The organism is Comamonas halotolerans (assembly GCF_030162935.1).
In the GTDB taxonomy this organism is placed as follows: Bacteria; Pseudomonadota; Gammaproteobacteria; order Burkholderiales; family Burkholderiaceae_C; genus Comamonas; species Comamonas halotolerans.
On record NZ_JASAUZ010000034.1, the window covers coordinates 19,493 to 45,492 of the forward strand.

Here is a 26,000-nt window from a genome sequence, read left to right on the forward strand (position 1 = left end):
TTGTGGCCTTGGTGAAGTGATTGCATTTTTGACAAATGCGGGCGCTTGCCAGGGCCATTGCATTTGGACGGCGTGAATCGTATTTTTGTGCAGTGACGGCAAAACGAAATGTTCGTTGCAGCACTGCTGCAGATCGCCTTGGGTCCAGCCTTCGGACAAACTTCATATCTACCTACAAACATTGCCAGAGCATGGCTCTAGGCTGCGCTTTGGTGCATTTATTTCTGGTGATTGCTTATGAGCGCATCTATCTCTCAGCCTTGGTTGCAACCTACCTTGGCCCACGCGCTGAACGCACGCGTGGCTGCTACTCCTGACCTACCTGCCTACCGAGAATTCGCGGGTAAGGATCAACCATGGAAACAGCTCAGTTGGCGAGAAGCAGGCGTACAAGTCAATCGTTTTTGCCGTGCTTTGCAGGGCAGTGATGTTGCGCATGGAGACCGGGTAGGAATTTGGCTACCCAATAGTGTGAATGCCATGTGCATGGATCAGGCGGCTTTGCAGATGGGGGCAATTGCAGTGCCCGTGCATACCACGGACAACCCCGCCAGCATTGCCTACATTTTTGACAACGCCGAGATCAGTTTGCTGGTGGTGTCCACGCGAATCCAATGGGAGCGCTTGCAGGCTACGGAATACCCCATGGCCACACTGCGCACTGTCGTGGTCACGGAATGGGCAGAAAGTGCAGCGTCTGCAGTGGGGGGGCCTCGTATCATCTCACTGACAGACTGGTTGCAGGAGGGGGAGGCGTTGGCTGCTGTGCATGTACCTCCCTTGCCGCAAGCCAGTGATGTGGCTGCTATCGTCTACACCTCGGGTACGACCGGCAAGCCCAAAGGCGTGATGTTGACGCACGCCAACGTGATGGCTGATGTGGGCGCATTTGTGGATCGGTTGCAGCCTGATGAGTGCGATCGGTTTTTGTCGTTCCTGCCACTTTCGCATACCTTCGAGCGTACCGTGGGTTACTACCTGGCGATTGCCTGTGGCGCCTGTACTTCTTATGCCCGCTCGGCTGCATTGCTGATGCAGGATATGCAGACAGAAAAGCCCTCCATCCTGGTGTGCGTGCCGCGCATTTATGAGCGGGCCCATGCCAAGGTGCTTGAGAAAGTTCTGGCAGGCTCGCAAGAAGAGCGTCAGGCTTACTTTGCTGCGGTGGAATGGGGTTGGGCCAACTTTTGTGCGCGGCAAGACATCACAGATTTGCACAAACACGATGCATCGCTGATTGGTGCCCCCAAGCCTGCGGCATATGACACCATTGCCCAGCAAATTGCAGCACTGTTTGGTGGCTGCATTCGCATGGCAATCACTGGTGGCGCAGCCATTCCTCACAAAACAGCCAAAGACTTTTTGGCCCTCGATGTGCCCTTGCTGCAAGGCTATGGCATGACCGAGACCACGCCGGTGATTTCAGTGGTCACTCTGGACAGCAACGATCCAGCCACAGTAGGCGCACCTTTGCCCTGTGTGGAGGTGCGCATTGGTGAGCAGCGTGAGTTGCAGGTGCGCGGTCCGATCGTGATGAGGGGCTACTGGAAGCGCCCTGAGGAAACTGCTGCGGCATTCACGGAAGACGGCTGGCTGCGCACCGGTGACCAAGCTGAATTGGTGAAGGGGCGCATTCGTTTGATGGGCCGCTTGAAGGAAATCATTGTCACTTCCACCGGTGAAAAGATTTCTCCTGCGGATGTGGAGTTGTCACTGCTGGGCGATCCGCTGATTGAGCAGATCATGGTGTTGGGCGACCATCGCCCTTTCATAAGCGCGATAGCTGTGCTCAACGAAGAAAACTGGGGTTTGTTTGCTGCTGAAAATAGCTGGGATGCGAGCGACCCGGCAACGCTGCGCCAACCCATGGTGGTGCAGACCGTGCTCAGGCGCTTGCAGGCGCTGAGCACAGACTTTCCCAGCTATGCACAGCCACGGGCATTGCTGTTGACCACAGAGCCTTGGAGTGTGGAAAACCAATTGCTCACTCCGACCATGAAGGTCAAGCGCAAACAGATCTTGGAGCGTTATGCCCTGGACATTGATACCTTGTATGGCAAGCGTCGTTCGGCATAGGGTCTGCTTCATAAGCGCGTAAAAACGGGTTGGTCAGCCCGTTTTTTTATACATAGAGTTTGCGTACTATTTATCTTCTGCGCATTTGCATGCGTTGCCGAGCCTGTGCCGGGGGAAGCATGGGGAGTGGCCATCGCTCGGCCAGCCAAGCCAAAGTGCGTACGAGCCGCAGTTGCCAAGGGCGCAGCGCCAAAGCTTGTAGCGGTGGCATCTCTCGCACTGGTGAGGGTGTGATGTGCACTGCGGCCTTGACCAGTAGCAACTGCAGGGGGCGCAGGGGGCCAGGTAGTATCGGACTGTGGCACATGATGTCGATAAATTCAGCCAGGATGGGATGGCCTTCCAGCGTGCTGCTGGTGTGCGCCAGCAATTGTTCCCATTGCTGCCAAGTGTTGGGCAAGCCATGGGCACCATACAGGCTCGCAGATGCTTGGCCCTCAGCAAAAGCCTGGTCTTTTTCATCCGGTGTCATGGGCCGGACAAAGCAGCTATAGGCTTGGGTGAAACCAAAAATGGCAGTGGCTTGTACCCAGTCGAGCAGTTCTTGGGTATTGGCGCTGTAGGCTTGCCCGTCCGGTGTTGTGCCGCGCACTTTTTCGTGCATGTGCACCACGTGTGCAATCATGGACTCTGCCTGCGCACGTGGCGCGTAAACGGTGACCATGGCGGCATAGCCAGTGCGGTGCAGGCGGCCCAGAGGGTCGCTGCGAAAGCTGCTGTGTTCCCACACCCCGGTGCGCACCCGCGGCTCGGCCAGCTCCAGAAGGACAGCACTCACACCACCAATAAACAGCGATACAGGGTTGGAGAAAATGCGCCATGAGACACCGTCGGCTGGAGCAAGTGCCGGGGCGTGGGCTGGTTGTGTGAAATCAATCGCAAGGCCGGGAGGCGCTTGCATCAAGCGTAAAAGGGCGCGCAGCAAATGGCGATACTCCGAATGGGCGAACGCCTAATATGCCGGTTTCGCGCATGAGCTGTCCGTAGGCGCAAGCCGCGTTACAGGCGGATGCGCCCCCGCCAGATATCGGCATACATTCTCCAGTCACCCATAAAGCTGTAGAGCGGGCGTTTGAAGCTGGCGGGCTTGTTGTGCTCGAAGGCAAAGTGACCGATCCAGGCCAGTGCATAACCCAAAAAGAGGCCGAGCACAATAAACCAAGGCTGGCGCAGCCACAGTGCCAGCACCAGACAGAGCAAACCAAGGGTGCTGCCTGCAAAGTGCAGGCGACGACAAATTCGGTTGCTGTGTTCGCTCAGATAAAACGGATAGAACTCGGTAAAGCTGGTGAATGCCTTGGCATCAACCGGTGTTGTAGTGCTGGACATGCAGGCCTCCATCTTTCGAGTGGACGAGTCCACATACTTATAGAGACAATGGGTGTTCATGTCTCGCGGCAGTGCAATAAAGAAAAGCCCTGCAAAGCAGGGCTGGATTGCTCAACAGGATTGGCAATTAACCGTTGAGGAAGTTGTACAGGGCAAACAGGGTTTCGTCGGGAGACTCCGTCATCTGGTTATGGCCCATGGGCAGCATTGCAAGCTGTACAGTTTTTCCCGCTGCCTTGGCTGTAGCGATCAAGCCTTGGGCTGCCTTGGGTGGTGTCATCTGGTCTTGCTGGCCCAGGGCAAACAAGATCGGGCATTGCACTTGCGCAATGGCTTGCTCGCCGTTGGCGTATTGGTCGCAGGCGCTAAAGCCTGTGTGCAGCAAATTGGTGTTGCGATTGCTGGCCAGCACGCGTTGGCCCAGCGCCATGCCTGCTCCATATACCCAGCTGCCAGCCCCGTTGGGTGGAGAGAGCGTGGCGCGTGAGAAAGTGTTGATCATGGCGATGGCTTTGTCAGGCGTGCGCAGCGCGCTGTCCAGCAATGCTGGCGAAACCTTCATGGGAAAGGCGGTGCCCACCAAACCCAGGTGGGTGATGCGTGAGCCCAGTTGTGCCGCAGCTTGCAGGGCAATAAGACTGCCCCAGCTGTGCCCGATCAGCGCGGCTTTTTCCAGGCCTGCTGCATCCATCAAATGTTCGATAAAGGTGGCTGCTGCTTCGACCGACGTGGGAGCATCGCCTTCACTGCGGCAGTGGCCAGGCAGATCAATGGCCAGCACATTCCAGCCGTGGTTGGCCAGATAACGGCTTTGCAATGCCCAGACGCTGTGATCGCACAGGACACCATGAATCAGGATGACAGTGGGTTGATTCGTATCGAATTGCTTTCCGCCGGTGTAAGCGTAAATGTTTACACCTTGCACGTTAATTTGCATTGTTGTCTCCAAAAAAGTTGGATGGGCCTGTTTTAGAAATCTGCAATGAGGCGTTTGCCCATCGTGACTGTTTGATCTTCGATATAGCCGAGGTGGGTGTAGAAATCGAGTGCTTGTTGGTTGCCTGTGCGCACCTGCAAAGAGAGCTTGGGGCATCCAAGCCGCGCCAGGAGCTGTTCAGCCTGCTGCATCAGAGCGCGGGCCTGTCCCCGGCATTGGTGGCTGGGGTGTACTGCCAGATAGTTGACCCAGCCGCGGTGTCCGTCATAGCCCACCATGATGGAAGCCATGACCTGCCCTGCAGCATCGCAACCCACCAAAAAAAGTTCGGGTGAGACACTGAGCTTTCGCTCTATGTCCTTATAGGGATTGTTCCAGCTGCGAGTCAGGTCGCAGTCGCTCCAGAGCTGCATCACGGTTTCGGTATCTGCCAGCGCAAAGCAGCGGACATCCATTACGCGGCCTTCTCGGCGGCTTTCAGTGCCCGTTTGAGATCGTCAATCAGGTCGTCGGCATCTTCCAGTCCAATCGACAAACGAATCGTGCCTTGTCCAATGCCGGCTTGTGCCAGTGCTTCATCGCTCATGCGGAAATGGGTGGTGCTGGCTGGGTGAATGACCAGAGAGCGGCAGTCCCCTACATTGGCCAGGTGGCTGAATACCTTGAGTGTCTCGATGAACTTTTTGCCTTGATTGCGGTTGCCAGCAATGTCAAAACTAAAGACGGAACCAGCGCCGCGTGGCAGCAGTTTTTGAGCCAACGCATGCGAAGTGTGGGTTTCCAGCATGGGGTGTCCAACACGGCTGACCAGCGGGTGGCTGGCCAGAAACTGCACCACTTTCTCGGTGTTCTTCATGTGCTTTTCCATGCGCAGCGGCAGTGTCTCGATGCCTTGCAAAATCAGCCAGGCGCTGTGTGGGCTCATGCAGGCACCAAAGTCGCGCAGACCTTCGCGGCGCGCACGCAGCAAGAAGGCGCCGGTGGTGCTTTCCTCGGTGAACACCATGTTGTGAAAGCCGTCGTAAGGCTCGGTCAGCTCTGGAAATTTGCCGGACTTGTCCCAGTCGAACTTGCCGCCATCCACCACGATGCCACCAATCACCGTGCCGTGACCGGAGAGAAACTTGGTGGCTGAGTGGTAAACGATATCGGCGCCGTGCGCAAAGGGCTGGATCAGCCATGGAGAAGTGAGGGTGGAGTCCACCAGTAAAGGCACTCCGGCTTCATGCGCAATCGCAGAAACGGTGGGGATGTCCAGTACATCCAGGCCAGGGTTTCCGACGGTTTCGCCAAAGAAAAGCTTGGTGTTGGGCCGCACCGCAGCGCGCCAGCCGTCAATGTCTCCGGGCTGCACAAAGGTGGTTTCAATGCCGAAGCGGCGCAGCGTGTAGTGCAGCAGATTTTGTGAACCGCCATACAGCGCTGTGCTGGCCACGATGTGACTGCCAGCACCCATCAGCGTGGCAATCGACAGGTGCAGCGCTGCCTGCCCGCTGGCTACTGCAATAGCGCCCACACCGTTTTCCAATGCACAGACGCGCTGCTCCAGCACGGCATTGGTGGGATTGCTGATGCGACTGTAGACGTGGCCGGGGCGCTCAAGGTTGAACAGGCTTGCTGCGTGATCGCTGGATTCAAAGACGAACGATGTGGTTAGATGAATGGGCACGGCGCGTGCGCCTGTGGCTGGATCGGGTTGGGCGCCTGCGTGCAGGCTCAATGTGTCAAATCCAGGATCGCTGTAACCAGGCATGCAATATCTCCATCTTTTTTTGTGAATGGCGTGAATGCTGGCACAGAAGCGGACGTTGGTCTGCACTATTGGTGACGGCTTGCTAGGGACTTAGGCATTCAAAGTGCTTTGTTGTGCAATTGCAGGCACTGCTCGGCAGTCTTGTGCGGATGCTGTGGGGATGAAGATGCGCCTTTATGCGAGCAGGCAGGGCTGTTGATGTTGGGTATCACGCTGCTAGCTAAATGTTCGCTTAGTTGCGCACAAACGCCTGTACGCTTGCGTTGTGGGCTATATTTGTGTGACAGCCGCTGCATTGGGTAGCAGCGGCCTGATTTTGGAGATATACCGAAATGAAAGTGAGCGACATCCTGCTCCTCAAGGGCAACAGTTTGTATGTGGCGCAGGCCGATGATGCCTTAGCTGACGCTGTAGCGTTGATGGCTGAAAAGGACGTAGGCTCACTGGTCGTGATTGAGCACGATGATGTGGTGGGCATGCTGACTTTCCGAGAAGTGATTCAGGCCATCGCCAAAAACGGAGGCAACCTGGGCACGACGCGTGTGCGCTCGGTGATGGATGATGCGCCGCTGACATGCACATCAGAGACAGAGCTGGATGAAGTGCGTCGCATGATCCTGGACCATCATGCGCGCTACATGCCGGTGATGGACAACCGCCAACTGACAGGTGTCGTGAGCTTGTACGATGTGGCCAAGGCAGTGGTGGATAGCCAAAACTTTGAAAACAAACTGCTTAAGGCTTATATCCGTGACTGGCCAGAATCGGAAGACAGTACCACGCAGCAAAGCTGAACATCTGTCTTGCGCTTGGCCGTCCAAGCCAAATATGCAAGGTTTGTGCAGCACACTCTTTCCACATGCACTGATTGCGCAGGTGCGTGAGGCTGCCATTGCGAGCTAGGTGCTGCATGCTGCATCTGATGGAGTCTCGTTCCCCTGGCAGTGGAACACAAATGCAGACAGGCAAGCCCCCATCGGCAGTGCAACTCCTTTGAGCTGCGTTGAGTGTTGGAGTGCAGCAGCAATGTACCCAAAACCTTTTTTCATGGTGTTTGGTAGGAACAGCCCATCAGGCGTGTAATTCTGTCTGTACATGCACATGCGGCGTTTTCACACGATCCAGCATCTTGAGCCATTTCATGGTCATTGACCTTGCGCCAGTTAAGGCCACAGTGTCTGAGACACCATTGTTAAGCTCTATGCGCACGTCTTTCATGCTCACCACAATGTGCGACTGCAGACTTGGGTAGTGATCTGCTCTAACGCCTGATACATTGCGTGAAGCAAATGGTTCTGCGATTTTCCCATGGACAAACCCTCCAGCATCTGGCGCTTAAGGCTTCAAAGTGCTTGGTAAAGCTGATATCGCTCAGCGCTGGTCGGTGTGGGCGTGGTAGGGGTGCCGACGGAGGGTATTTATGGTGGCAGCAGTCCCCACCAAAGGGGCATCGGGGTTTAAGCAATCGAAGTCTTCCGTTGCAGAATCCCCGGTCCAGGTGGTGCTCGCGAATATATGGGGAAATCTCTGGGGATGTTGCAAGCACACTTGAAGCGTCCGCTTGCGCTGCACATCTTGCCGTCTTGCAGCCCATAGCCTGGCAAGTGGCTTTCAGGAATTTTTTGCAAATACAAGCAAGCCGTCAGTAGTGCGCCAAGGTGTTCTTTCTTTGCGCGGGCATAATCCACGGCACTATGAGCGGCAATACATTCGGAACACTTTTTACTGTCACCAACTTTGGTGAATCGCATGGTCCAGCCATCGGCTGCGTGATTGATGGCTGTCCTCCGGGCATGCCGCTGTCCACTGAGGATATCCAGGCTGACCTGGATCGCCGCCGACCAGGTACCAGCCGACATGTGACCCAGCGGCAAGAGCCTGACCAAGTTGAAATCCTGTCGGGTGTTTACGAAGGTGTTACCACGGGAACGCCCATTGGCCTGCTCATCCGCAATACTGATCAACGCAGCAAAGACTATGCAAATATTGCGGCGAGCTTTCGCCCAGGTCATGCGGATTACGCCTACTGGCACAAATATGGAGTTCGTGATCCACGTGGTGGAGGTCGCTCATCGGCACGTTTGACGGCACCAACAGTCGCCGCTGGTGCGGTAGCTAAAAAATGGCTCAAAACGCACTTGGGCACCGAGTTTCGGGCATGCATGACGCAGCTTGGCGAGTTGCCTATTGGTTTTGAAGATTGGGCGCATGTGCGCAACAACCCTTTCTTTGCACCAGTTTCAGATGTGCAGCAGCTTGAAGACTATATGGATGCTATGCGCAAAGCGGGGGATAGCTGTGGTGCACGAATTCGTGTGCAGGCGACGGGAATGCCCGTGGGGTTGGGGCAGCCCTTGTACGACAAACTTGATGCCGACATTGCATACGCCATGATGGGGTTGAACGCGGTCAAGGGTGTGGAGATTGGTGCCGGGTTTGGCAGCGTGGCGCAGCGAGGCACTGTGCACGGCGACTCACTGAGTCCGGCAGGCTTTCGCACCAACCATGCGGGAGGAGTTCTGGGAGGTATCAGTACTGGTCAAGACTTGGAAGTGTCCATCGCTATCAAGCCCACCAGCTCCATCTTGAGTCCGCGCGAATCGATTGATGTGCATGGGCAAAGCACTGACGTGATCACCAAGGGACGCCACGACCCTTGTGTGGGCATTCGTGCAGCTCCTATTGCAGAAGCATTGCTGGCCTTGGTCGTAATGGACCACGCTTTGCGCCATCGGGCGCAGTGCGGCGATGTACAGCAGATCGTTCCACCGATTCCGGCATCTGCCGCTTAAGGGACCTGCGTCCAAGCTTGGATTTGCTGGTACAGATCCAAGCTTGGTGTGCATGAAGGCACTGCGGCTGGAGCTTGCTGTGCTTGGTCAATAAAAAATGCCGCAATTGCGGCATTTTTTATTGTGAACATCGTCACGACTCAGGTGCGAACCTCATCCACCAGATGTTTGAAGTCATCAATGTCTTCAAAGCTGCGGTAGACGCTGGCAAATCGGATATAGGCAACTTTGTCGAGCTTGCGTAGCTCTTGCATTACCAGCTCTCCGATGCGGCTGGAGGGGACTTCTCGCACACCTGCAGTCAGCAATTGCTCTTGCACACGCTCAATGGCGGCATCCACCTGAGCCGAAGCGACGGGGCGCTTGCGCAAAGCGAGTGTGAAAGAGTCTTGCAGCTTTTCATGACTGAATTCAATGCGGCGACCATCTTTTTTGACCACCGTTGGAAAACTCACATCGGGGCGTTCATAGGTGGTAAAGCGTTTCGCACAGCCCAGGCATTGGCGCCTTCGTCGAATGAAGGCCCCTTCTTCGGCCACGCGGGTTTCCACAACTTGGGAGTCTGGATGGCTGCAAAAAGGGCACTTCATAGAGCTGCAAATTACTTGTAAACAGGGAAGCGGGCGGTCAGCTTGGCCACCTCTTCACGTACGCGTGCCAGATTGGCTTCATCGTTGGGGTTTTCCAACACGTCAGCCACCAGATTGGCGGTGATGCGGGCTTCTTCTTCCTTGAAACCACGGGTTGTCATTGCGGGGGTGCCGACACGGATGCCGCTGGTCACGAATGGTTTCTCGGGGTCGTTAGGAATGGCGTTCTTGTTGATGGTGATATGCGCTGCGCCCAGTGCTGCTTCAGCAGCCTTTCCGGTGATGCCCTTGGCGCGCAAATCTACCAGCATGACGTGGCTTTCTGTGCGACCAGAGACGATGCGCAGACCGCGTTCGGTCAGCGTATCAGCCACCACCTTGGCGTTCTTCACGACTTGCTCTTGGTAAGCCTTGAATTCGGGAGACTGCGCTTCCTTGAATGCAACTGCCTTGCCAGCAATCACATGCATCAGAGGGCCACCTTGCAGGCCGGGGAAGATGGCACTGTTCAAGGCTTTTTCGTGTTCAGCCTTCATCAGGATCACGCCACCACGGGGGCCGCGCAGGCTCTTGTGTGTTGTGGTGGTGACCACATCTGCAAAAGGCACAGGGTTGGGGTACACGCCTGCAGCGATCAGGCCGGCGTAGTGGGCCATGTCAACCCACAGGATGGCACCAACTTCTTTGGCGATTTTGGCAAAACGTTCGAAGTCGATGCGCAGCGCATAAGCCGAAGCGCCAGCCACGATGATGCGAGGCTTGTGCTCACGGGCCAAAGCTTCCATCTGTTCGTAGTCGATCTCTTCCTTCTCGTTCAGGCCATAGGCCACGGCGTTGAACCACTTTCCGGACATGTTCAGCGCCATACCGTGAGTCAGGTGACCGCCTTCGGCCAGGCTCATGCCCAGAATGGTGTCGCCAGGCTTGGCAAAGGCCATCAACACTGCCTGATTGGCTTGAGAGCCGGAGTTGGGCTGCACATTGGCCGCTTCTGCGCCAAAGATGGCCTTGATACGGTCAATCGCCAGTTGCTCGACCACGTCTACGTGCTCGCAGCCACCGTAGTAGCGCTTGCCCGGGTAGCCTTCGGCGTACTTGTTGGTCAGTTGAGAGCCCTGGGCTTCCATCACTGCGGGGGAGCAGTAGTTTTCGCTGGCGATCAACTCGATGTGATCTTGCTGGCGCTGGTTTTCAGCCTGAATGGCGGCAAAAACTTCGGGATCGACGATCTCGACGGTATTGGTGCGTTGGAACATGATTTGGCAGTCCTGTGAACTTGTATTCCCTTGAAAAGGGCTGCCCAGGCGAACGGCTGAAACGCCCGATCAGTCTGGGCGGTACGCTCCCCGGTGGTTGGCAAAGGGCCTATGAGAAGTCTTTTGCAGCGATTCCACGTCAGCATGGCATTGATAAAACCCTGCCATACCTATCGCCAGTTGCGTACCTTGCAAGTGTAGCCTAGCGAGCCGCATCCAGAAACAACAAAGCGCAAGTACAGCAAGGCTTGATGGCCATTGCAAATATTTGCGCTTTGTTGCGTATGTGCAGCCAGGGCTCAGAGATTGGAGCTGAGTGCTACCTGGGTTTGCTCTGGCACATGGTTGTTGGCAGCTAGGGATGCCGTTGCCATTTCGGCATCAACTGCCTCTTTGATCGGGGTGATCATGCGCTTGGCAATCAGTGCGGGTTTGGCAGAGGTGGTAGGCGTGCTGTTGCCAGCAACATGGCGCAGACGGTTGTGTTCAGCCAGTACCTTGGCTGCATAGCCTCCATCGGTTTGCAGATTGGCTGCGCCGACGTAGTACTTCAGCGCGCCCTCCACTGACCCGGTGATCTGGACGTATTCTTTGAGTATGGCGGTGCCCACGCGCAGGTTGCTGATCGGATCAAATGCTGCGTGGTTGCCGCCAAAGTTGTCGTACTTTTCGGTATGAACACGGGTCATCACCTGCATCAGACCCTGTGCACCGACAGAACTTTGGGCAAAGGGGTTAAAGCTCGACTCCACAGCCATCACGGCAAGAATCAGGGTGGGGTCGAGCTTTTGTTGTGCACCTTGCTTGTAGGCTTCAGCCACGATGGCTGCAATAGGTTCCGGCGCAACTCGGTACTTTTTGCTGATCCAGAAAGCGACGGCTGCCTGATCTTTAGGCAATTCCTGCGGGTTGACGGCCGTTGTGCGTTCAATGGCTTCAGGCTCGGGGGTGAAGCCTACAACATTAACGTAGCGATCTTGAAGCCAGGTACGCAGCTGTGATTCACCTTGGACACGCCAATCAGGCTGTGTCAGCAAAGCGGCGGCGGCTAATGCCACGATCAGACCGATCAGGGCAAAGCCGTTGTGGGTAATTTCAAGAAAACCTTCGGTGATATCTGACGCGATTGTGCGTATAGAAGTCAGCCAGTTTCCTGGGTTGGACATGGCGTTTCCTTTCTTGAGGCGTGGGCGGAGTGACCGTACGAGGTCACTTCGAAGATCCAGCCTGAATCCGATAGCTACTGTTTCATGCGCTTACTCAGCGCCTAGAGGGCATGAACGTTCCCCTTTAGGGGAAGTGAAGTAACAACGATGAGCTAAGTCTTGTGATTTGAAGTTGGCGGATTCTAAGGATCGTCTAAATTACTAGTCAATACTTAAGATTGTATTTTTTATTTCTTTTGGAAATTATGAGTATGTGTTTATGTACATGTCATTGGTTGTAACTGTCGGTAATTTCTCAGTGTGCTGCATTTGTCAATGGGTTGACTGCTATGAAACTAAAGACATGGCTGTGTTTTTTTTGAATTAATTTATGAGTTTGATAGAAGAAATGTTTTTCGGACAAGCGGTCATATCAAGTGGTGTGCACTGCATACAGGAAACAGTGTCAATTTTTCTGAGCTTGTCACCGTCTTGCGGTGGTGAACGTTAAGGTCTGAAGGCTGGTAATCACCGATACGGGTGGCGATAACGATGACAAAGATAAAACATGCTGGGTGGGGCAAAGGAGTGGGTCGTAAGGCTGCAATGGCAGTTGGCGCTGTATGCATCATCTGGGGGGGCTTGTGGCTGGGCATGCCACGGGTTGTTGCGCAACAAATCCAGGATAAAGCTTCGGAAGCGCTGGGCCGTACGGTGACTGTGCGTGGTGTTGACGTGTCGCCATGGGCGTTGGCAGTGACAGTGCATGGCCTGGAGGTCGCAGGCTTGCAAGGTCGGGCACCAGCACTTTCTATAGAGCGCACATATATCAATGCATCGCTGACCAGCTTGTTGCGCTGGGCGCCTGTGCTGGATGCTGTTGAAATGGATCAGCCGGTGGTGCGTGTCAGCCAGGAGGCAGATGGCAAATGGGATTTTGCGGATGTGTTGGAAAAACTTCAGCAAGATTCGCATCCGGATGATCCTGCAGCAGGGCCGACGCGGATGGCGCTCTATAACATCCAGATTCGTGATGGTCGTTTTGAGCTAAACGATAAAGCAACTGGTGTTTTGCACACCATAGAGGCTTTGCAACTGCAGTTGCCATTTATCAGCACGCTCTCTTCGCAGCGCGAAGTCAAGGTTCTGCCTCAGCTTTCCATGCGTCTGAATGGAAGCGAAATAGCTTCTCAGGCTGTGAGCACCCCTTTCGATGCGACGCAGAGCACGCAGGCCAAATTGGAAATCAAGCAGTTTGACCTGGCTACATATGTACCTTATCTACCAGAGTATCTGCCCATACGACTGCAAGAAGGCGAGTTGGATGCATCCTTGCTGGTCAATTTTGAACAGAAAGACCAGCCCACGGTGCAGCTGCAAGGTAGTACGCTGCAGTTGTCGAACCTGAAACTTCAAGATCGCGATAAGCAACCGCTGGCTGGATGGGGGCAGGTTCAGGTGGAGCTGGGGGATACACGTCCTTTGCAGCAGCAGGTTCGAGTTACCAATGTGACTCTCAAACAGCCATTTGTGCATGTGCATCGAAGAGCTGATGGAGTGTTGCTTCCCATGGCGCCTGAGGCTGCTTCTGCTCGGCAGGGTTCAGGTGCAGCGCTTGCGGCTGAGAGTTCTGCTGCCAGTCCAGAATGGAAACTATGGGTTGATCGCTTTAACGTTGAAGGCGGCTGGGCGAATTGGCGCGATGATTTGGGACAAGCTGGTGCCAGCTTGCGGATGGATCACCTGCAATTGCACGCGCAAGACTTGAAGTGGCCGATGGGTACAGATGCGCAATGGCAACTGAGCGCGCAACTGCAAAGCGAAGACCGGACCTCGCGTGGCAGTGTTCGTAGCACGGGCAAGGGGGGCTTGGAGAGTGGGCATGCGACATTGATCGTGGATAAACTGGATGCCCAGGCGCTGCAGGCCTATGCCAAACAGTGGTTGAAGTTGCCAGTCGGGGGATTGGCATCTTTGACGGCTGGCATTGCTTGGAAGCAGGGGCGCTTGCACGCCAAGGTTCCTTCATTGGCGATCGAGTCGGTATCCCTGGGTCAGACCAAAATACCAGAAGTAGCCTGGACAGGTTTGCAGTTGCGTAACCTTGAGCTGGATACTCGGGACCAGCAGGTGCAGGTGGAGCATATTGCGCTGAATGCACCGACTGCACGTGTCCAACGCAATGCCCAGGGCCGCTGGATGTATGAGCAATGGTTGCAGCCCGTGGTGGGTGCACCAGCCAAGGGCAAAGAGACAGTGGCATCGCCTGCCGGAAAGCCGTGGCAAGTATTGGTGCAGGACATGGAGCTGGCGGCAGGGCAGGTGGAGTTGACCGATGCATCACTAGGCAGCATGCCTTTGGCCATCAAATTGACGGATGTCCAACTGCGAATGCAGAACGTGGACAGCATCAAGGGCACAGCGCAAACGAAGCTGTCTGCACGCATGGCAGAGCGTACGCGACGTGGTGGTTGGGGCAAGCCGGGGGGCTTGTCTTATGAGGGAAGTTTGCAACTGGATCCATTGCTCACCAAAGGTCGTGTGCAACTCAATGCTTTGCCACTACAAGCCTTTGAGCCTTATATGGCTCCTTATATGAATGTGCGCCTTGTGCGCGCCTTGGCCAGCTTTGATGGCAATGTGCAGTATGCGCAACGTCCCAAAGGGCCGCAGTTGCAGTTGCAGGGGCAAGGCCGGGTTACTGATGTTCATGTGCAAACTGTTGCTGGCGATGAAAAAGCCTCGCAAGCTGTGCAAGGGCCTCATGCATCGCCAACGTTGGGTGCGGAGGACCTGTTGCGCTGGAAGCAGCTGCGATTGCAGGGTGTGCAGCTGAATATGCAGCCAGCGCAACCGCCACACGTTCAGGTACGCAGCACGGAACTGCAAGACTTTTACGCGCGCGTGGTGGTGCTGCCTGAGGGCCGCTTGAACCTGCAGAATCTGGTTAAAAGTGATGCGCCTGCTGAAGATGAGGGTAGTGCAGAGTTGGGCAAGCCTTCAGAAGAGGTGCTGAAAGTAGAGGCAGCACCAGCAGAGCCTTCTGCGCGGATAGATATGGGGCCGATTGCCTTGCACGGCGGGGTGATCAAATTTTCCGACTATTTCATCCAGCCGAACTACACCGCTGACCTAACGGCGTTGAATGGCAGTTTGGAGGCATTCTCCTCCCATCCAGTGGCGCCGGGTGAAGCGCCTGCCTTGGCCAAGTTGACGCTTGAAGGCGTGGCGCAAGGAACTGCCCGGCTCAATGTGGATGGTGTCATCAATCCACTGGCACAGCCCTTGGCGCTCGATGTGCGTGCGCAGGTGCAAGGCTTGGATTTGTCTCCCCTCACGCCTTACTCTATTAAGTATGCGGGGCACGGTATTGAGAAGGGCAAGCTCAGCATGGATGTGCGCTATGAGGTGCAGCCTGATGGACAGCTCACGGCAAGCAATCAACTGGTGCTGAACCAGCTCACTTTTTCAGAGCCTGTAGAAGGTGCTCCGGCGTCATTGCCCGTGCGTCTGGCGGTGGCATTGCTGGCAGACAGCAATGGTGTTATTGATCTGAACTTGCCCATCAGTGGCTCTCTCAACGATCCACAGTTCCGCATTGCGCCTGTCGTCTTCAAGATCATTGGCAACATCATTCGCAAGGCGGTCACGGCACCGTTTAGTTTGTTGACGGGTGCCTTTGCTTCGGACGATGAGAGCAGTGGCATCAACTTTGCCCCCGGACAGTCCAGGTTGGATAAGCAAGCACAAACCAATCTGCAGCAACTGGCCAAGGCAATGAACGACAAGCCGCAGCTCAAGCTGACATTGGTAGGGCAGGCTGATCATGTAGCTGAAGAGCAGGGATGGAAACAGGCCCAACTGGAGCGTCGGGTGCAAGGCACCGATGCGACAGAGGATGGAGATGCCGATAAGCCTGTGCGTAGCGAAAAGCAAAAGCTTGCTGCTCTCAAGCGTGTGTATCGAGAGACAGTCAAAGACCTTCCTCGCAACATGCTTGGCTTGAGCAAGGATTTGGCTCGTGAGGAGATGGAAGCCCTGATCTTGCAAAACATGGTCATTCCTGCCACCGCCTGGCATGACCTGGCGTCAGAGCGGGCGCAAAATGTGCGTGATTATCTGTTGGTGCAAGGTGTAGACCCAAAGCGCGTGTTTTTGGGCGCTGTGGGCGCAAAAGCTGCAGGCGAGCCCAGCCCGTCGGTGTTATTGAACATTTCTGTCCAGTGATACTTTGGGTCTTTTCAATTAGCGGCGAAAATACCCGCTAAGCATTGCACAGGCTTTTTGTGAGTCTTGTGCCATATACATAGCCCTTCATGCCTTGGGCATGAAGGGCTGTTTTCCTATTTCATGATTTCTAAATTATCCGCAGCAAAATGTCCGACGCACCTGAAATGAATCCTTCCACAGCCAAGCACTCCGAGGCACATCCTCTAGATGCACTGACTGGTGGTGCGTTTTCGGCCGCCACTTCGGGTGAACGTGCCGCCCGTATTCGTGATTGGCTGTCTGCACAGCCGACTGACGCGCAATTGCAAGAAGTTTTTAAAGAATTGAGCGTGCGCGATAAAAGCGTTGCGCGCCTGGTTCGTGAGCGCATGGATGACATTCGTCGCGCCAAAGATCAAGAAGTGATCGCCGTGGAGTGGGCCGAGAAGGCCAATGCTCTGTTGGCTGCCACTACGCTGAATGTTGCGGAAGCGGTGTCCTGGCAGCGTGATGCCGCCAAGGCAGGAGCTCCTTTGTCGCGCGAGCCGTTGTCTGCGCTCAAGCAGCAACTGGTGGAGCGTGTGAAGACGATTGAAGATTTGCAGCATCGCGTACAGGTACAACGTGAAGCAGCAGTGCTGCTGGCGCAGCGCATTGAAGTACTGTCGACCAAGCCTTGGCGCGATGCGGAGGCTGCGCAAGAAGGTCTGCGTGCTGATGTTGCCCATTGGCAGGCACAGGCTGAAGAGTTGACCAACGATGCCAGCTGGGCCAGTGTGGACGCTCGCTTTCCGCCGCAGTTGGATGCGTCGCGTGCGCAACTGTTGGTGGTTTGGGAGGCTTACCAATCTGCCCTGGCGCTGACGCAGGCTGCGGCAGCAGACGAAAAAGCCGCGCTGCCTCCGGTGCCGGTCTGGGCGGATGAAATCCGTGTAGCTCGTGGATTGCCTTCGGAGCTGGCTGCGGCACCAGTTAAGGCTGTCATCAAGGCGGTCAAGCCTGATAGCGCACAGAAGCAACAGGCTGCAGCACAGGCGCTGTCCCCTGCGTTGAAAGTGTTGCAGGCTGCCCCTGAAGGCAAGAAGGGCCAGGCTATTCAGGCTGTGCGCGCGGTACTCAAGCAGCATGGCCGTTGGCTGGATGAGGCCACAGCGCAGCAGGTGCACGAGCAATTGCTGGCTGCGGGAGATGCGCAGGGCTGGCAGCCACAGACAGTAGACCGCTTGCGTGAAGAGTTGATCGCCAAAGCCGAGGCCTTGCTGGCGCGCCCAGACGGACAGACTTTGGGGGGGCGCAAGTTGCAAGAATCGCTGCGCCAGTTGCGTGAGCAATGGAAGCTTGCAGACCAGGGTGCTGCGCCGAACCATGCGCTTTGGAAAAAGTTTGATGAAGCTTGCAACAATGCTTACAAGCAGGTGGAGGCCTGGCTGGAGCGCGTGCGTGCAGAGTCAACGCAGCATAAAGCCTCGCGTGTCGCTTTGATCGAGGAAATCAAGGCGTGGGCTGCGGCCAACGCCAATGCTCAAGACCTCAAGGCAGTCGCACGCACACTGCGTCAGTTCTCCGAGCGCTGGCGCGAAGGTGGTCATGTCGGTGAAAAAGTGTTCGCTGAATTGCAGGCATCTTTCAAGCAAGCCATGGCCTTGGCGGAGGCTCCCTTGCATGCGGCGCAAAAAGCCAGCCTGGATCGTCGCCATGCCATGATTGAGGAGGCGCAGGCATTGTCGGACGCACCCACTTTGCGGATCGATGCTGTCAAGTCTTTGCAGCAACGTTGGCAGGCCGAGGCGCAGGCTGTGCCTCTGGATCGCAAGCACGAGCAAAAGTTGTGGGATGCTTTCCGCAAGCCTTTGGATGATGCATTCAACCGCAAAGGTGCAGAGCGAGGTCGTGCGCCATCGCTAGAGAATCTGCCCGCTCACGATCGTGCTGTGTTGGAGGCCTCGAAGGCCTTGCAGGCGGCCAATGCCTCGGGTGACGTTCAGCAGATTCGCGCAGCCATGTCAGCGCTGGAAGAAGCTGTGCGTCATCAACCGCAAGAGTCGACAGTGGCGAGTGAGCCAGAGGCTGCTACGGAATCGACAGCCTCTGATGCAGCCAAGCTGGAGCGTCCTGTGGTTGCGGTACGTGGTGATGACCGCCCTGGTGCCAAAAAAGAGGCGGCTGCGACATCGGCACGCGATGCACGTCCAGCACGTAAAGATGCGCGTCCCATGCGCGCTGAGCGTAGTCCTCGCTTGGGTGATGCCGCTTTCCGTGCGCAGCGTGATGCCATGGAAAGTGCACAGTTTGCATTGCGTAAACTGGCGGCACAGGCCCATGGCGAGGCCTTGAGCAAGCTGGTGGAGGCGTGGAGCAAGCGTGATGCGCAGGCTGTGCCTACGGCTCAGGAGCTGGGTGGCAAGGTGACGGCACAGGTGCGCAATGCCTGGTCGCAGGCGGTGGCTGCACCGGTTGCCAGCGATGCCTCTGAAGCCATGCTGCGCTTGGAGATCGCCTCTGATACGGCAACGCCTGCAGAGCATATGTCTGCTCGCCGCATGCTGCAGCTGCAACTGCTCACGCGCCGGAATGCTCCCGCTCCTGCCGAAACCTGGGCGGAAGATGTTGCTGCGGTGCTGGCTTCCAAGCACAGCGATGCGCAAGCACGTCGACTGCAGAATGTGCTCAAGCCTTTGTTGCGAAAGTAACTGCTGATTGCGTGTGGGCATTCGACGTTTGGATGCCTACACCGAGCTCTTCAAGCCAGCACCATTTTCAGGTGCTGGCTTTTTTTCTTCTGATGAGAGAGGTGCGCAACAAAAAAAGCCGTTGTATTTGCATACAACGGCTTGATGTGTCTGGTGCCCAGGAGAGGACTCGAACCTCCACGGAGTTACCCGCTAGTACCTGAAACTAGTGCGTCTACCAATTCCGCCACCTGGGCAAAGCCATATTGCTTTTTCTGGGAGTGTGGTAGCACCCGGCAATCTAGCTTCGTGGCATACATATATATACATATGCCGGATCAAATTTTGGTGCCCAGGAGAGGACTCGAACCTCCACGGAGTTACCCGCTAGTACCTGAAACTAGTGCGTCTACCAATTCCGCCACCTGGGCAAAAGACAAATTGTTACTTTATAAGTGAGGTAGCACTCAACAACTTGCTTTTGTTGATGCCTGCCGAACAAGCAAGCATCGCAAATTTTGGTGCCCAGGAGAGGACTCGAACCTCCACGGAGTTACCCGCTAGTACCTGAAACTAGTGCGTCTACCAATTCCGCCACCTGGGCTGATATTTACTGAATACCGTTAGGGTCTTTCAATAAATTTCATATTTCGCTGAAAAGAGTAGTTTACTTCCAAACAAAACGTTCACTTGGTAATTTGTGAACTTTTTGTTTTCCAACACTGCAAGCAGTTGTCGTTAAACTTGGTGCCCAGGAGAGGACTCGAACCTCCACGGAGTTACCCGCTAGTACCTGAAACTAGTGCGTCTACCAATTCCGCCACCTGGGCTTTTCAGGAAAGATTTAGATTGTATAGCAAAAAAATGGACCCTCGCACCAACTCTCGCACTTCACTTAAAGAGATTGAAGGGATTGTGCAAGGGCATCGAGACGGGCATGGCTTTGTCATTCGTGACGATGGCGATGCCGATATTTACATCCCCGCCAATGAAATGCGTGCTGTGCTCCACAAGGATCGGGTACGCGTCAATATTGTTCGCCAGGACAAGCGCGGTCGCCCAGAGGGGCACATTGTTGAAATTGTTGATCGCCCCACCAAGAGCTTGATCGGACGTCTGTTGCAGGAGAGTGGCGTTTGGCTGGTGGCACCGGAAGACAAGCGCTACGGGCAGGATGTGCTGGTGCCGCAAGGGGCTACCGGAAGTGCGAAAACCGGCCAGGTCGTAGTGGTGGAGTTGACTGAGGCACCAGCCTTGTTTGGTCAGCCAGTGGGACGCATTGTTGAAGTGCTCGGGGAAATGGATGACCCGGGCATGGAAATTGAGATTGCCGTGCGCAAATACGGCGTGCCACATATCTTCTCGGATGCGTGTCTGGAGGCAGCCAAAGCATTGCCCGAGAAGGTGATGGCCAAAGATCGTAAAGATCGCATCGATTTGCGTGATGTGCCGCTGTGCACCATCGATGGTGAAGATGCGCGTGACTTTGATGATGCGGTGTACTGCGAGCCTGCCAAGGTCGGTCGTGGCAAGGGCTGGCGTCTGCTGGTGGCGATTGCAGATGTGAGTCACTATGTGCAAAACGGCAATGCGATTGATGTGGATGCCTATGATCGCGCCACCAGCGTGTACTTTCCGCGTCGCGTGATACCCATGCTGCCTGAGAAGCTCTCGAATGGACTGTGCTCGCTCAATCCGGACGTGGATCGCCTTTGCATGGTCTGTGACATGCTGGTCACGGCCAAAGGTGAGGTGCATGCCTATCAGTTTTATCCCGGCGTGATGCACAGCCATGCCCGCTTTACCTATACCGAGGTGGCGGCCATTCTGAGCAATACACGCGGTCCAGAGGCTGCGCAGCGCAAAGCACGTGTGCCTGATCTGCTGAATCTGCATGGCGTGTTTCGCTCGTTGCTGCAGGCGCGTCACCAGCGCGGCGCAGTGGACTTTGACACAGTGGAAACCCAAATCGTCTGCGACGAAAATGGCCGGATTGAAAAAATCGTGCCGCGCACTCGCAATGATGCGCATCGCTTGATTGAAGAGTGCATGCTGGCGGCCAATGTGTGCGCGGCAGACTTTATTGAGCAAAGCGGGCGCACAGCGCTATTCCGTGTGCACGACAAACCATCAGCTGAAAAAATAGATTTGCTGCGTGGCTACTTGAAGGCCACGGGGGTGAATATGTCGGTGAGCGATTCGCCCAAGCCTGCGGAATTTCAGGCGATTGCGGATGCCACCAAAGACAGGCCCGATTCGCAGCAAATCCACACCATGCTGCTGCGCACCATGATGCAAGCCATGTACACGCCAGACAATGCGGGGCACTTTGGTTTGGCGTTCGAGGCTTATACGCACTTCACCAGTCCCATTCGTCGTTACCCGGACTTGCTGGTGCACCGCGTTATCAAGTCCATATTGCTGGACGCGAAGTACAAGCTGCCTAAATTGCCGACTCCGGGTGAAGCGCAGGAGAAGCTGGCAAAACGCTTGGCCAGCCGGGTGACGGAGCCGCAAATCAAGCCGCGCAGCAAGCTGGCGCAGGCGGAAATGGCGGGTTGGGAAGCTGCGGGCCTGCATTGCAGCGCTAATGAGCGCCGGGCAGATGAAGCCAGTCGCGATGTGGAGGCCTGGCTCAAATGCAAATACATGCGCGACTATTTGGGCGAAGAGTTTTCGGGTACGGTCACTGCGGTCACAACGTTTGGCATTTTTGTGACGCTGGATGCCATGTATGTGGAAGGTCTGGTGCACATCACCGAGCTGGGAGGTGACTACTTCAAGTTCGATGAGCAGCGTCAGGAGTTGCGTGGCGAGCGCTCGGGTGTGCGCTACACCATTGGTACACGCCTGCAGGTGCAAGTCAGTCGTGTGGACTTGGATGGTCGCAAGATTGACTTCCGTATCGTGCAAGACGATGCAGCTGCTGCACCCATGCGCAATGGAGCGGGGCGTCAACGTGATGCTCGCCGTGAACGACGTGATTCAGATTCGTCACCATATGTTGAGCCAGCTCCTCGAGCGCGTTCTCAGGACAAGAAGCGCGCCGCTTCCAAACAGCACAAGACTGCGGGACAGGCAGGAGCTGCTTGGGCTGATCCTGCAGCAGTTGCTTTTGGTGCTGTGCATGGAAAGAAAAACGGGGCTGCAAAACCAGCAGGCAAGGCAGCAACCAAAGCGGCGAGAAAGCGCCGCTAACACCTTGCTCTTGCGCAAGCATTGCTGACCAGTGCTGCTTGTGTGGAGTTTTCTGGCACTTCAATGGTTGGATCTAGGTAGCTGGATCTATTGAGGCGCTGGATGATTCTGTGCAGATGGCTTATCGTGAGCAGTGAATGCTCTGAAGTTGGGCTTTGGCCAGTTCGGAGGCAGTCAGTGCCTGGGTTTGAGGCCATTGGTCTGCCAATGCGCCGTGCTCCCATGCTGCGTCGGTGGCGGCTGTGTGTGCGCACATGCCGGGCTGCCAGCGTGCCGCGAGAAGTCCTGCCAGCACATCGCCGGTGCCACCTATCGCCAGGCGTGCATTGCCGGTGGGGTTGATGTGCGGGGTGAGCTTGGGACTAGCAATGACGCTTCCTGAGCCTTTGAGCAAAACCGTGCATTGCATGCGTTCGGACAGGGTTTGAGCAGCTTGCATTCGCTGTGCCTGCACCTGTGCCGTGTTTTGCTCCAACAGGCGTGCGGCCTCGAGTGGGTGTGGGGTAAGCACGGTGCCTAGGTTGCGGGAATGTCGCGAGCGCAGAGTGGCTTGCAAATCTTCGGAGCTTGCCAGTGCGTTCAGTGCGTCAGCGTCCAAAATCAGTCGCGGAGCGTGCTCAAGCACATCGCGCAACCAGGCACGGATAGCTTGTCCGCCACCGCAGCCGCATACAACAGTGCTGTTTGCAATTTGCGCGCGGGTTGTTGCGGCATCCAGCAGCATCAGGTCGGGTAATGGTGCGTAGATGGTAGGCTCTGTGTTGCCTAGCAGGTGCACCAGAGTGCGGCCTTTGCCATGGTGCAAGGCGGCGCTGGCAGCCAGAATCGCTGCGCCTGTCATTCCTGGTGCGCCGCCAATGATGAGTGCATCACCAAAGCTGCCTTTGTGGCTATTGTGTGGGCGCTGTGCATCGGGTGGCGCAGCACTAAGCCAGGCATCAGGTGTATGTTGCTTTAGGTGAGTACTGCACTCCAGGTCGTCCCACCAAATGCTTCCGCAGGCATCGCGACCATGGTTGGTGAAGAGGCCGGTTTTAAGGGTCAGCAAGCTGAGAGTGTGTCGGCTCGACGGAGCCCAGCTTGTGCTGGGAGCGTAGCCGGGCAACCAGGCACCATGGTCTGTGTCAAGGCCGGTTGGTAGGTCAACAGCCAGTGAGTGGGCAGGGCTGAGGTAGCTGTGCTGCAGCAACAGCTGGATGCCGGTGGAGACTGGGGTGGTGCTGGCACGTTGCCCCAAGCCGAGCAGGGCATCCACGATGACATCGTTGTTGCTGAGGCGGGGGATCTCTGAGAGGGTGAGCCACTGGATGGGCATTTGCTGGGCGAGTTGCCATGCCTGAAGGGTGTCTATGCTGCATTGCTCGGGCGTTCCAAGCCAGTGCACACCGACTGACAGGCCGTGCAGGGCCAGATGGTAGGCGGCGATCAGACCGTCGCCTCCGTTGTTGCCGGGACCGCACAGCACCCAGGCTTTGCGGGCGTGAGGGGCGATGGCGCATGCAAGCTGGGCAACGGAGCGGCCAGCGCGTAGCATCAAGCTGGGCTGCTGGGGCTGTGCCAGTGCGGCGTGTTCAATGTGTTTGCTGCTGCGCGCATTCCACAGCGGCTGAGGAGCGGTGTTGTGCCAGTGAATGCGATGCAGCATGGATGAAGGCTCCTAAAAGCGCAAGGGAGAGAAGGCTTGCATGTCGATGGCGGGTGCTCGCTGGAGCAGCATGTCGGCCAGTGCGCGCGCGCAACCTGAGGCCAGGCTTGCGCCATGGCTGCCATGCGCCAGATTGACCCAGATACCGGCATGACCGCTGTTGCCCAATGCAGGCAGACCATCGGGTAAATAACCGCGCACGCCGCGCCAAACTTGTACTTGAGCCGAAGAAAGCTGGGCGCCACCTGGGAACCAGTCGTTGAGTAACCGATACATCCGTTCCAGGGTTGGCTTGTGGTGCGGGGCATCGGCAGGGCTGGCCATTTCCAGGCCTGCTGTGATGCGAATGCGCTGACCCATGCGGCTGATGATGGCTTGCTGCGACCAATCCATGATGGCTGCGCGTGGAGCATGCAGCGAATCCCGCACTGGAGCGGTGATGCTATAGCCGGCTATGGGCATCAGGGGAAGTTGAAGACCCAGTGTAGAAAGCAAATGCTGGTTGGCGCCGGTACAAAGCACCACTGCATCGTAGGGCTTCATCTGTCCGGCGATTTCCACTCCCGTGGGCTGATGGTGCAGTCTTTGAATGGACGTACCTGTAACGAAGCGCACGCCTATCTCTTGCGCTTGCATGCGCATGAATTGTGTCCACAAGCGTGGGTTGATGGACTCGGCTTCGGGAAAGTGCAGGGCTTTAAGCCAGGCAATCTCCTGGCCAAGCCCCGGCTCCAGAGTTTGTGCTTGCTGGGGGCTTGCAAGTTGGATGGATGTGCCCTGTGCTTGGAGCAAATCAAGTTGCGCATTCCAGAACTCGACCTCCTGTGGTGTGCGTAGGAAAACCAGTGATCCAGATTTGCGCTCGGCAGCCATGTCGGTGTCAGCACAATCTTGCCAGCGCAAACTCGCGCTGTAATTGCTGAGGGCATGCAGTGCTTGACTGAAAGCATGATTGCCGTGTTCTGCAGCATTTTTCTCGTGCTTTTTCCATTGCCGCATCCAGCGCCAAGTGGCGGAGCCAATCATGCTGGAAGCCTGAAGCAGTCCGTTGCCATTTTGCATTTGCTGCAGGTCCATGCCCGCGCCTGGAGCCGCAAGGCTTTGCGCGGCACTCGGTGAAAGCCAGCCGCTTGGTGCAAAGCTGGCGTCTTCAGCGGCGGCATTCATTTGTTCGTAGACGGTGACGTGGTGTCCGTCTCGGGCAAGCTCCAAGGCTGTGGAAATGCCGGTGATGCCGGCTCCCACGATGGCGATATTCATGGCATATAGGCGCTATTGCGAAAGTAAGGATTTTGACGTGCAAAGCACAGCAACCATAGGACCATTCGCAAAGAAATCTCAAGTGACATGTTGTCGCTTGGACAAAGCATGAAATTGGTAAGTCAATGGCTTTGCAAGAATCTTGGCTGTCTTGTGCTAAAATTTTTCGGCTTTGCGGTTGGTTGCTTGGAATTGTTCTGGGCAAAACTAGCAAAGTAAATCGCAAATCAGCTCCCTCAAGGTGTTGCACGGCCATGAGGCCCGCAAAATCGAGCTGCATTTAAGACCCAACCTTTTGGAGAAAATCATGTCCGTTACCATGCGCGAAATGCTGGAAGCAGGTGTCCACTTTGGTCACCAAACCCGTTTCTGGAACCCCAAGATGGCTCCGTTCATCTTCGGTCACCGTAACAAGATTCACATCATCAACCTGGAAAAGTCCCTGCCTATGCTGCAGGAAGCCCAGAAGTTTGCCAAGCAACTGGCTTCTAACGGCGGCAACATTCTGATGGTTGGTACCAAGCGTCAGGCCCGCGAACTGGTGGCTGAGCAAGCTCAGCGCGCAGGTGTGCCTTTCGTGGACCAGCGCTGGTTGGGCGGCATGCTGACCAACTTCAAGACAGTGAAGACTTCCATCAAGCGCCTGAAGGACATGAAGGCTCAGCAAGAAGCTGGTCTGGAAACTCTGTCCAAGAAAGAGCAACTGATGTTTGCTCGTGAGCTGGAAAAGCTGGAAAAGGATATCGGCGGTATTCAAGACATGAACACCCTGCCCGATGCTATCTTTGTGATCGACGTTGGTTTCCACAAGATCGCTATTTCCGAAGCCAAGAAGCTGGGTATTCCATTGATCGGTGTGGTGGACTCCAACCACAATCCCGATGGCATCGACTACGTGATTCCTGGTAATGATGACTCTGCCAAGGCAGTTGCTCTGTACGCTCGCGCTATCGCTGACGCTATCCTGGAAGGCCGTGAAGCCCGTCTGAACGACGTGGCCAAGGTTGCTGCCGGCGAAGGTGCTGACGAATTCGTCGAAGTGGAAGATTCCGCTGCCTAAGTCCTGGCTGCGCGACCTGTCGCGATAAAAAAGCGGGGCTCAAGGTAGCCCCCTTTTTTTAAGCTGAAATCCTGTAACGAT

At 55.9% G+C, this 26,000-nt stretch carries 17 protein-coding genes, 4 tRNA genes and 1 riboswitch; of the genes, 7 read left to right on the forward strand and 14 right to left on the reverse strand.

Annotated elements, in window-relative coordinates:
- Nucleotides 1–237: 237 nt before the first annotated feature.
- A complete protein-coding gene (locus QEP11_RS12990; protein WP_284337079.1) occupies nucleotides 238–2,076 on the forward strand; it encodes an AMP-dependent synthetase/ligase in 1,839 nt (612 codons plus the stop codon).
- A 70-nt stretch (nucleotides 2,077–2,146) separates the two neighbouring features.
- Here QEP11_RS12990 and QEP11_RS12995 read toward each other — a convergent pair whose 3' ends face one another.
- The 5 genes from QEP11_RS12995 to QEP11_RS13015 all read right to left on the reverse strand — a co-directional run bounded on the left by QEP11_RS12995 (nucleotide 2,147) and on the right by QEP11_RS13015 (nucleotide 6,095).
- Nucleotides 2,147–2,977 (reverse strand): oxygenase MpaB family protein, encoded by an 831-nt coding sequence (locus QEP11_RS12995; protein WP_284337080.1) that lies wholly within the window; start codon nucleotides 2,975–2,977, stop codon nucleotides 2,147–2,149.
- A 98-nt stretch (nucleotides 2,978–3,075) separates the two neighbouring features.
- Nucleotides 3,076–3,405 carry an Mpo1-like protein gene (locus tag QEP11_RS13000; protein ID WP_284337081.1) on the reverse strand — a complete coding sequence of 110 codons (330 nt, stop codon included), beginning with the start codon at nucleotides 3,403–3,405 and terminating at the stop codon, nucleotides 3,076–3,078.
- A 127-nt stretch (nucleotides 3,406–3,532) separates the two neighbouring features.
- Nucleotides 3,533–4,342: an alpha/beta fold hydrolase gene (locus tag QEP11_RS13005; protein WP_284337082.1), complete on the reverse strand. Its 810-nt coding sequence runs from the start codon at nucleotides 4,340–4,342 to the stop codon at nucleotides 3,533–3,535.
- Nucleotides 4,343–4,374: 32 nt separating this feature from the next.
- Nucleotides 4,375–4,797, reverse strand: coding sequence for a GNAT family acetyltransferase (locus tag QEP11_RS13010; protein WP_284337083.1), 423 nt, complete (start codon nucleotides 4,795–4,797; stop codon nucleotides 4,375–4,377).
- On the reverse strand, nucleotides 4,797–6,095 hold the full coding sequence (locus tag QEP11_RS13015) for an O-acetylhomoserine aminocarboxypropyltransferase (RefSeq protein ID WP_284337084.1): 1,299 nt from the start codon (nucleotides 6,093–6,095) through the stop codon (nucleotides 4,797–4,799). The genes QEP11_RS13010 and QEP11_RS13015 overlap by 1 nt, the downstream gene beginning before the upstream one ends.
- Before the next feature lie 332 nt (nucleotides 6,096–6,427).
- On the opposite strand from QEP11_RS13015, the gene QEP11_RS13020 reads away from it, so the two are divergent.
- Nucleotides 6,428–6,889, forward strand: a complete 462-nt coding sequence (locus QEP11_RS13020) for a CBS domain-containing protein (protein ID WP_284337085.1) — start codon at nucleotides 6,428–6,430, stop codon at nucleotides 6,887–6,889.
- A gap of 900 nt (nucleotides 6,890–7,789) precedes the next feature.
- Nucleotides 7,790–8,887 (forward strand): chorismate synthase, encoded by a 1,098-nt coding sequence (gene aroC / locus QEP11_RS13025; RefSeq protein WP_284337086.1) that lies wholly within the window; start codon nucleotides 7,790–7,792, stop codon nucleotides 8,885–8,887.
- A gap of 140 nt (nucleotides 8,888–9,027) precedes the next feature.
- Here the strand turns inward: aroC and nrdR are convergent, their stop codons facing one another.
- The 3 genes from nrdR to QEP11_RS13040 form a co-directional block, all read right to left on the reverse strand.
- On the reverse strand, nucleotides 9,028–9,477 hold the full coding sequence (nrdR, locus tag QEP11_RS13030; RefSeq protein WP_284337087.1) for a transcriptional regulator NrdR: 450 nt from the start codon (nucleotides 9,475–9,477) through the stop codon (nucleotides 9,028–9,030).
- An 11-nt stretch (nucleotides 9,478–9,488) separates the two neighbouring features.
- On the reverse strand, nucleotides 9,489–10,733 hold the full coding sequence (gene glyA / locus QEP11_RS13035) for a serine hydroxymethyltransferase (RefSeq protein ID WP_284337088.1): 1,245 nt from the start codon (nucleotides 10,731–10,733) through the stop codon (nucleotides 9,489–9,491).
- Nucleotides 10,734–10,768: 35 nt separating this feature from the next.
- A riboswitch (ZMP/ZTP riboswitch) is annotated at nucleotides 10,769–10,927 on the reverse strand.
- A 105-nt stretch (nucleotides 10,928–11,032) separates the two neighbouring features.
- A complete protein-coding gene (locus QEP11_RS13040) occupies nucleotides 11,033–11,899 on the reverse strand; it encodes a lytic transglycosylase domain-containing protein (protein ID WP_284337089.1) in 867 nt (288 codons plus the stop codon).
- A 531-nt stretch (nucleotides 11,900–12,430) separates the two neighbouring features.
- Between QEP11_RS13040 and QEP11_RS13045 the strand changes: the two genes are divergently transcribed.
- Both QEP11_RS13045 and QEP11_RS13050 read left to right on the forward strand, forming a co-directional pair.
- Nucleotides 12,431–16,105 carry a DUF748 domain-containing protein gene (locus QEP11_RS13045; RefSeq protein WP_284337090.1) on the forward strand — a complete coding sequence of 1,225 codons (3,675 nt, stop codon included), beginning with the start codon at nucleotides 12,431–12,433 and terminating at the stop codon, nucleotides 16,103–16,105.
- A 149-nt stretch (nucleotides 16,106–16,254) separates the two neighbouring features.
- On the forward strand, nucleotides 16,255–18,777 hold the full coding sequence (locus tag QEP11_RS13050) for a DUF349 domain-containing protein (RefSeq protein ID WP_284337091.1): 2,523 nt from the start codon (nucleotides 16,255–16,257) through the stop codon (nucleotides 18,775–18,777).
- 151 nt (nucleotides 18,778–18,928) lie between these two features.
- Here the strand turns inward: QEP11_RS13050 and QEP11_RS13055 are convergent.
- The 4 genes from QEP11_RS13055 to QEP11_RS13070 all read right to left on the reverse strand — a co-directional run bounded on the left by QEP11_RS13055 (nucleotide 18,929) and on the right by QEP11_RS13070 (nucleotide 19,586).
- Nucleotides 18,929–19,013: transfer RNA gene (locus tag QEP11_RS13055), tRNA-Leu, on the reverse strand.
- An 89-nt stretch (nucleotides 19,014–19,102) separates the two neighbouring features.
- Nucleotides 19,103–19,187, reverse strand: a tRNA-Leu gene (locus QEP11_RS13060).
- Nucleotides 19,188–19,275: 88 nt separating this feature from the next.
- Nucleotides 19,276–19,360 (reverse strand) — tRNA-Leu (locus QEP11_RS13065).
- Nucleotides 19,361–19,501: 141 nt separating this feature from the next.
- Nucleotides 19,502–19,586, reverse strand: a tRNA-Leu gene (locus QEP11_RS13070).
- A gap of 34 nt (nucleotides 19,587–19,620) precedes the next feature.
- On the opposite strand from QEP11_RS13070, the gene rnr reads away from it, so the two are divergent.
- A complete protein-coding gene (gene rnr, locus QEP11_RS13075; RefSeq protein ID WP_284337092.1) occupies nucleotides 19,621–21,954 on the forward strand; it encodes a ribonuclease R in 2,334 nt (777 codons plus the stop codon).
- A 121-nt stretch (nucleotides 21,955–22,075) separates the two neighbouring features.
- On the opposite strand, the gene QEP11_RS13080 is transcribed toward rnr, so the two are convergent.
- Both QEP11_RS13080 and QEP11_RS13085 read right to left on the reverse strand, forming a co-directional pair.
- A complete protein-coding gene (locus tag QEP11_RS13080; RefSeq protein WP_284337093.1) occupies nucleotides 22,076–23,599 on the reverse strand; it encodes an NAD(P)H-hydrate dehydratase in 1,524 nt (507 codons plus the stop codon).
- Between the two features lie 12 nt (nucleotides 23,600–23,611).
- On the reverse strand, nucleotides 23,612–24,859 hold the full coding sequence (locus tag QEP11_RS13085) for an NAD(P)/FAD-dependent oxidoreductase (protein WP_284337094.1): 1,248 nt from the start codon (nucleotides 24,857–24,859) through the stop codon (nucleotides 23,612–23,614).
- A 307-nt stretch (nucleotides 24,860–25,166) separates the two neighbouring features.
- Between QEP11_RS13085 and rpsB the strand changes: the two genes are divergently transcribed.
- Nucleotides 25,167–25,919, forward strand: coding sequence for a 30S ribosomal protein S2 (gene rpsB / locus QEP11_RS13090; RefSeq protein ID WP_284337095.1), 753 nt, complete (start codon nucleotides 25,167–25,169; stop codon nucleotides 25,917–25,919).
- The last annotated feature ends 81 nt before the right edge of the window (nucleotides 25,920–26,000 follow it).

Excerpts from the sequence above, each read along its gene's own strand:
- QEP11_RS12990 (WP_284337079.1), top strand. The coding sequence starts at position 238 with ATGAGCGCATCTATCTCTCAGCCTTGGTTGCAACCTACCTTGGCCCAC.
- QEP11_RS12995 (WP_284337080.1), bottom strand. The coding sequence starts at position 2,977 with ATGCAAGCGCCTCCCGGCCTTGCGATTGATTTCACACAACCAGCCCAC.
- QEP11_RS13000 (WP_284337081.1), bottom strand. The coding sequence starts at position 3,405 with ATGTCCAGCACTACAACACCGGTTGATGCCAAGGCATTCACCAGCTTT.
- QEP11_RS13005 (WP_284337082.1), bottom strand. The coding sequence starts at position 4,342 with ATGCAAATTAACGTGCAAGGTGTAAACATTTACGCTTACACCGGCGGA.
- QEP11_RS13010 (WP_284337083.1), bottom strand. The coding sequence starts at position 4,797 with ATGGATGTCCGCTGCTTTGCGCTGGCAGATACCGAAACCGTGATGCAG.
- QEP11_RS13015 (WP_284337084.1), bottom strand. The coding sequence starts at position 6,095 with ATGCCTGGTTACAGCGATCCTGGATTTGACACATTGAGCCTGCACGCA.
- QEP11_RS13020 (WP_284337085.1), top strand. The coding sequence starts at position 6,428 with ATGAAAGTGAGCGACATCCTGCTCCTCAAGGGCAACAGTTTGTATGTG.
- aroC (WP_284337086.1), top strand. The coding sequence starts at position 7,790 with ATGAGCGGCAATACATTCGGAACACTTTTTACTGTCACCAACTTTGGT.
- nrdR (WP_284337087.1), bottom strand. The coding sequence starts at position 9,477 with ATGAAGTGCCCTTTTTGCAGCCATCCAGACTCCCAAGTTGTGGAAACC.
- glyA (WP_284337088.1), bottom strand. The coding sequence starts at position 10,733 with ATGTTCCAACGCACCAATACCGTCGAGATCGTCGATCCCGAAGTTTTT.
- QEP11_RS13040 (WP_284337089.1), bottom strand. The coding sequence starts at position 11,899 with ATGTCCAACCCAGGAAACTGGCTGACTTCTATACGCACAATCGCGTCA.
- QEP11_RS13045 (WP_284337090.1), top strand. The coding sequence starts at position 12,431 with ATGACAAAGATAAAACATGCTGGGTGGGGCAAAGGAGTGGGTCGTAAG.
- QEP11_RS13050 (WP_284337091.1), top strand. The coding sequence starts at position 16,255 with ATGTCCGACGCACCTGAAATGAATCCTTCCACAGCCAAGCACTCCGAG.
- rnr (WP_284337092.1), top strand. The coding sequence starts at position 19,621 with ATGGACCCTCGCACCAACTCTCGCACTTCACTTAAAGAGATTGAAGGG.
- QEP11_RS13080 (WP_284337093.1), bottom strand. The coding sequence starts at position 23,599 with ATGCTGCATCGCATTCACTGGCACAACACCGCTCCTCAGCCGCTGTGG.
- QEP11_RS13085 (WP_284337094.1), bottom strand. The coding sequence starts at position 24,859 with ATGAATATCGCCATCGTGGGAGCCGGCATCACCGGCATTTCCACAGCC.
- rpsB (WP_284337095.1), top strand. The coding sequence starts at position 25,167 with ATGTCCGTTACCATGCGCGAAATGCTGGAAGCAGGTGTCCACTTTGGT.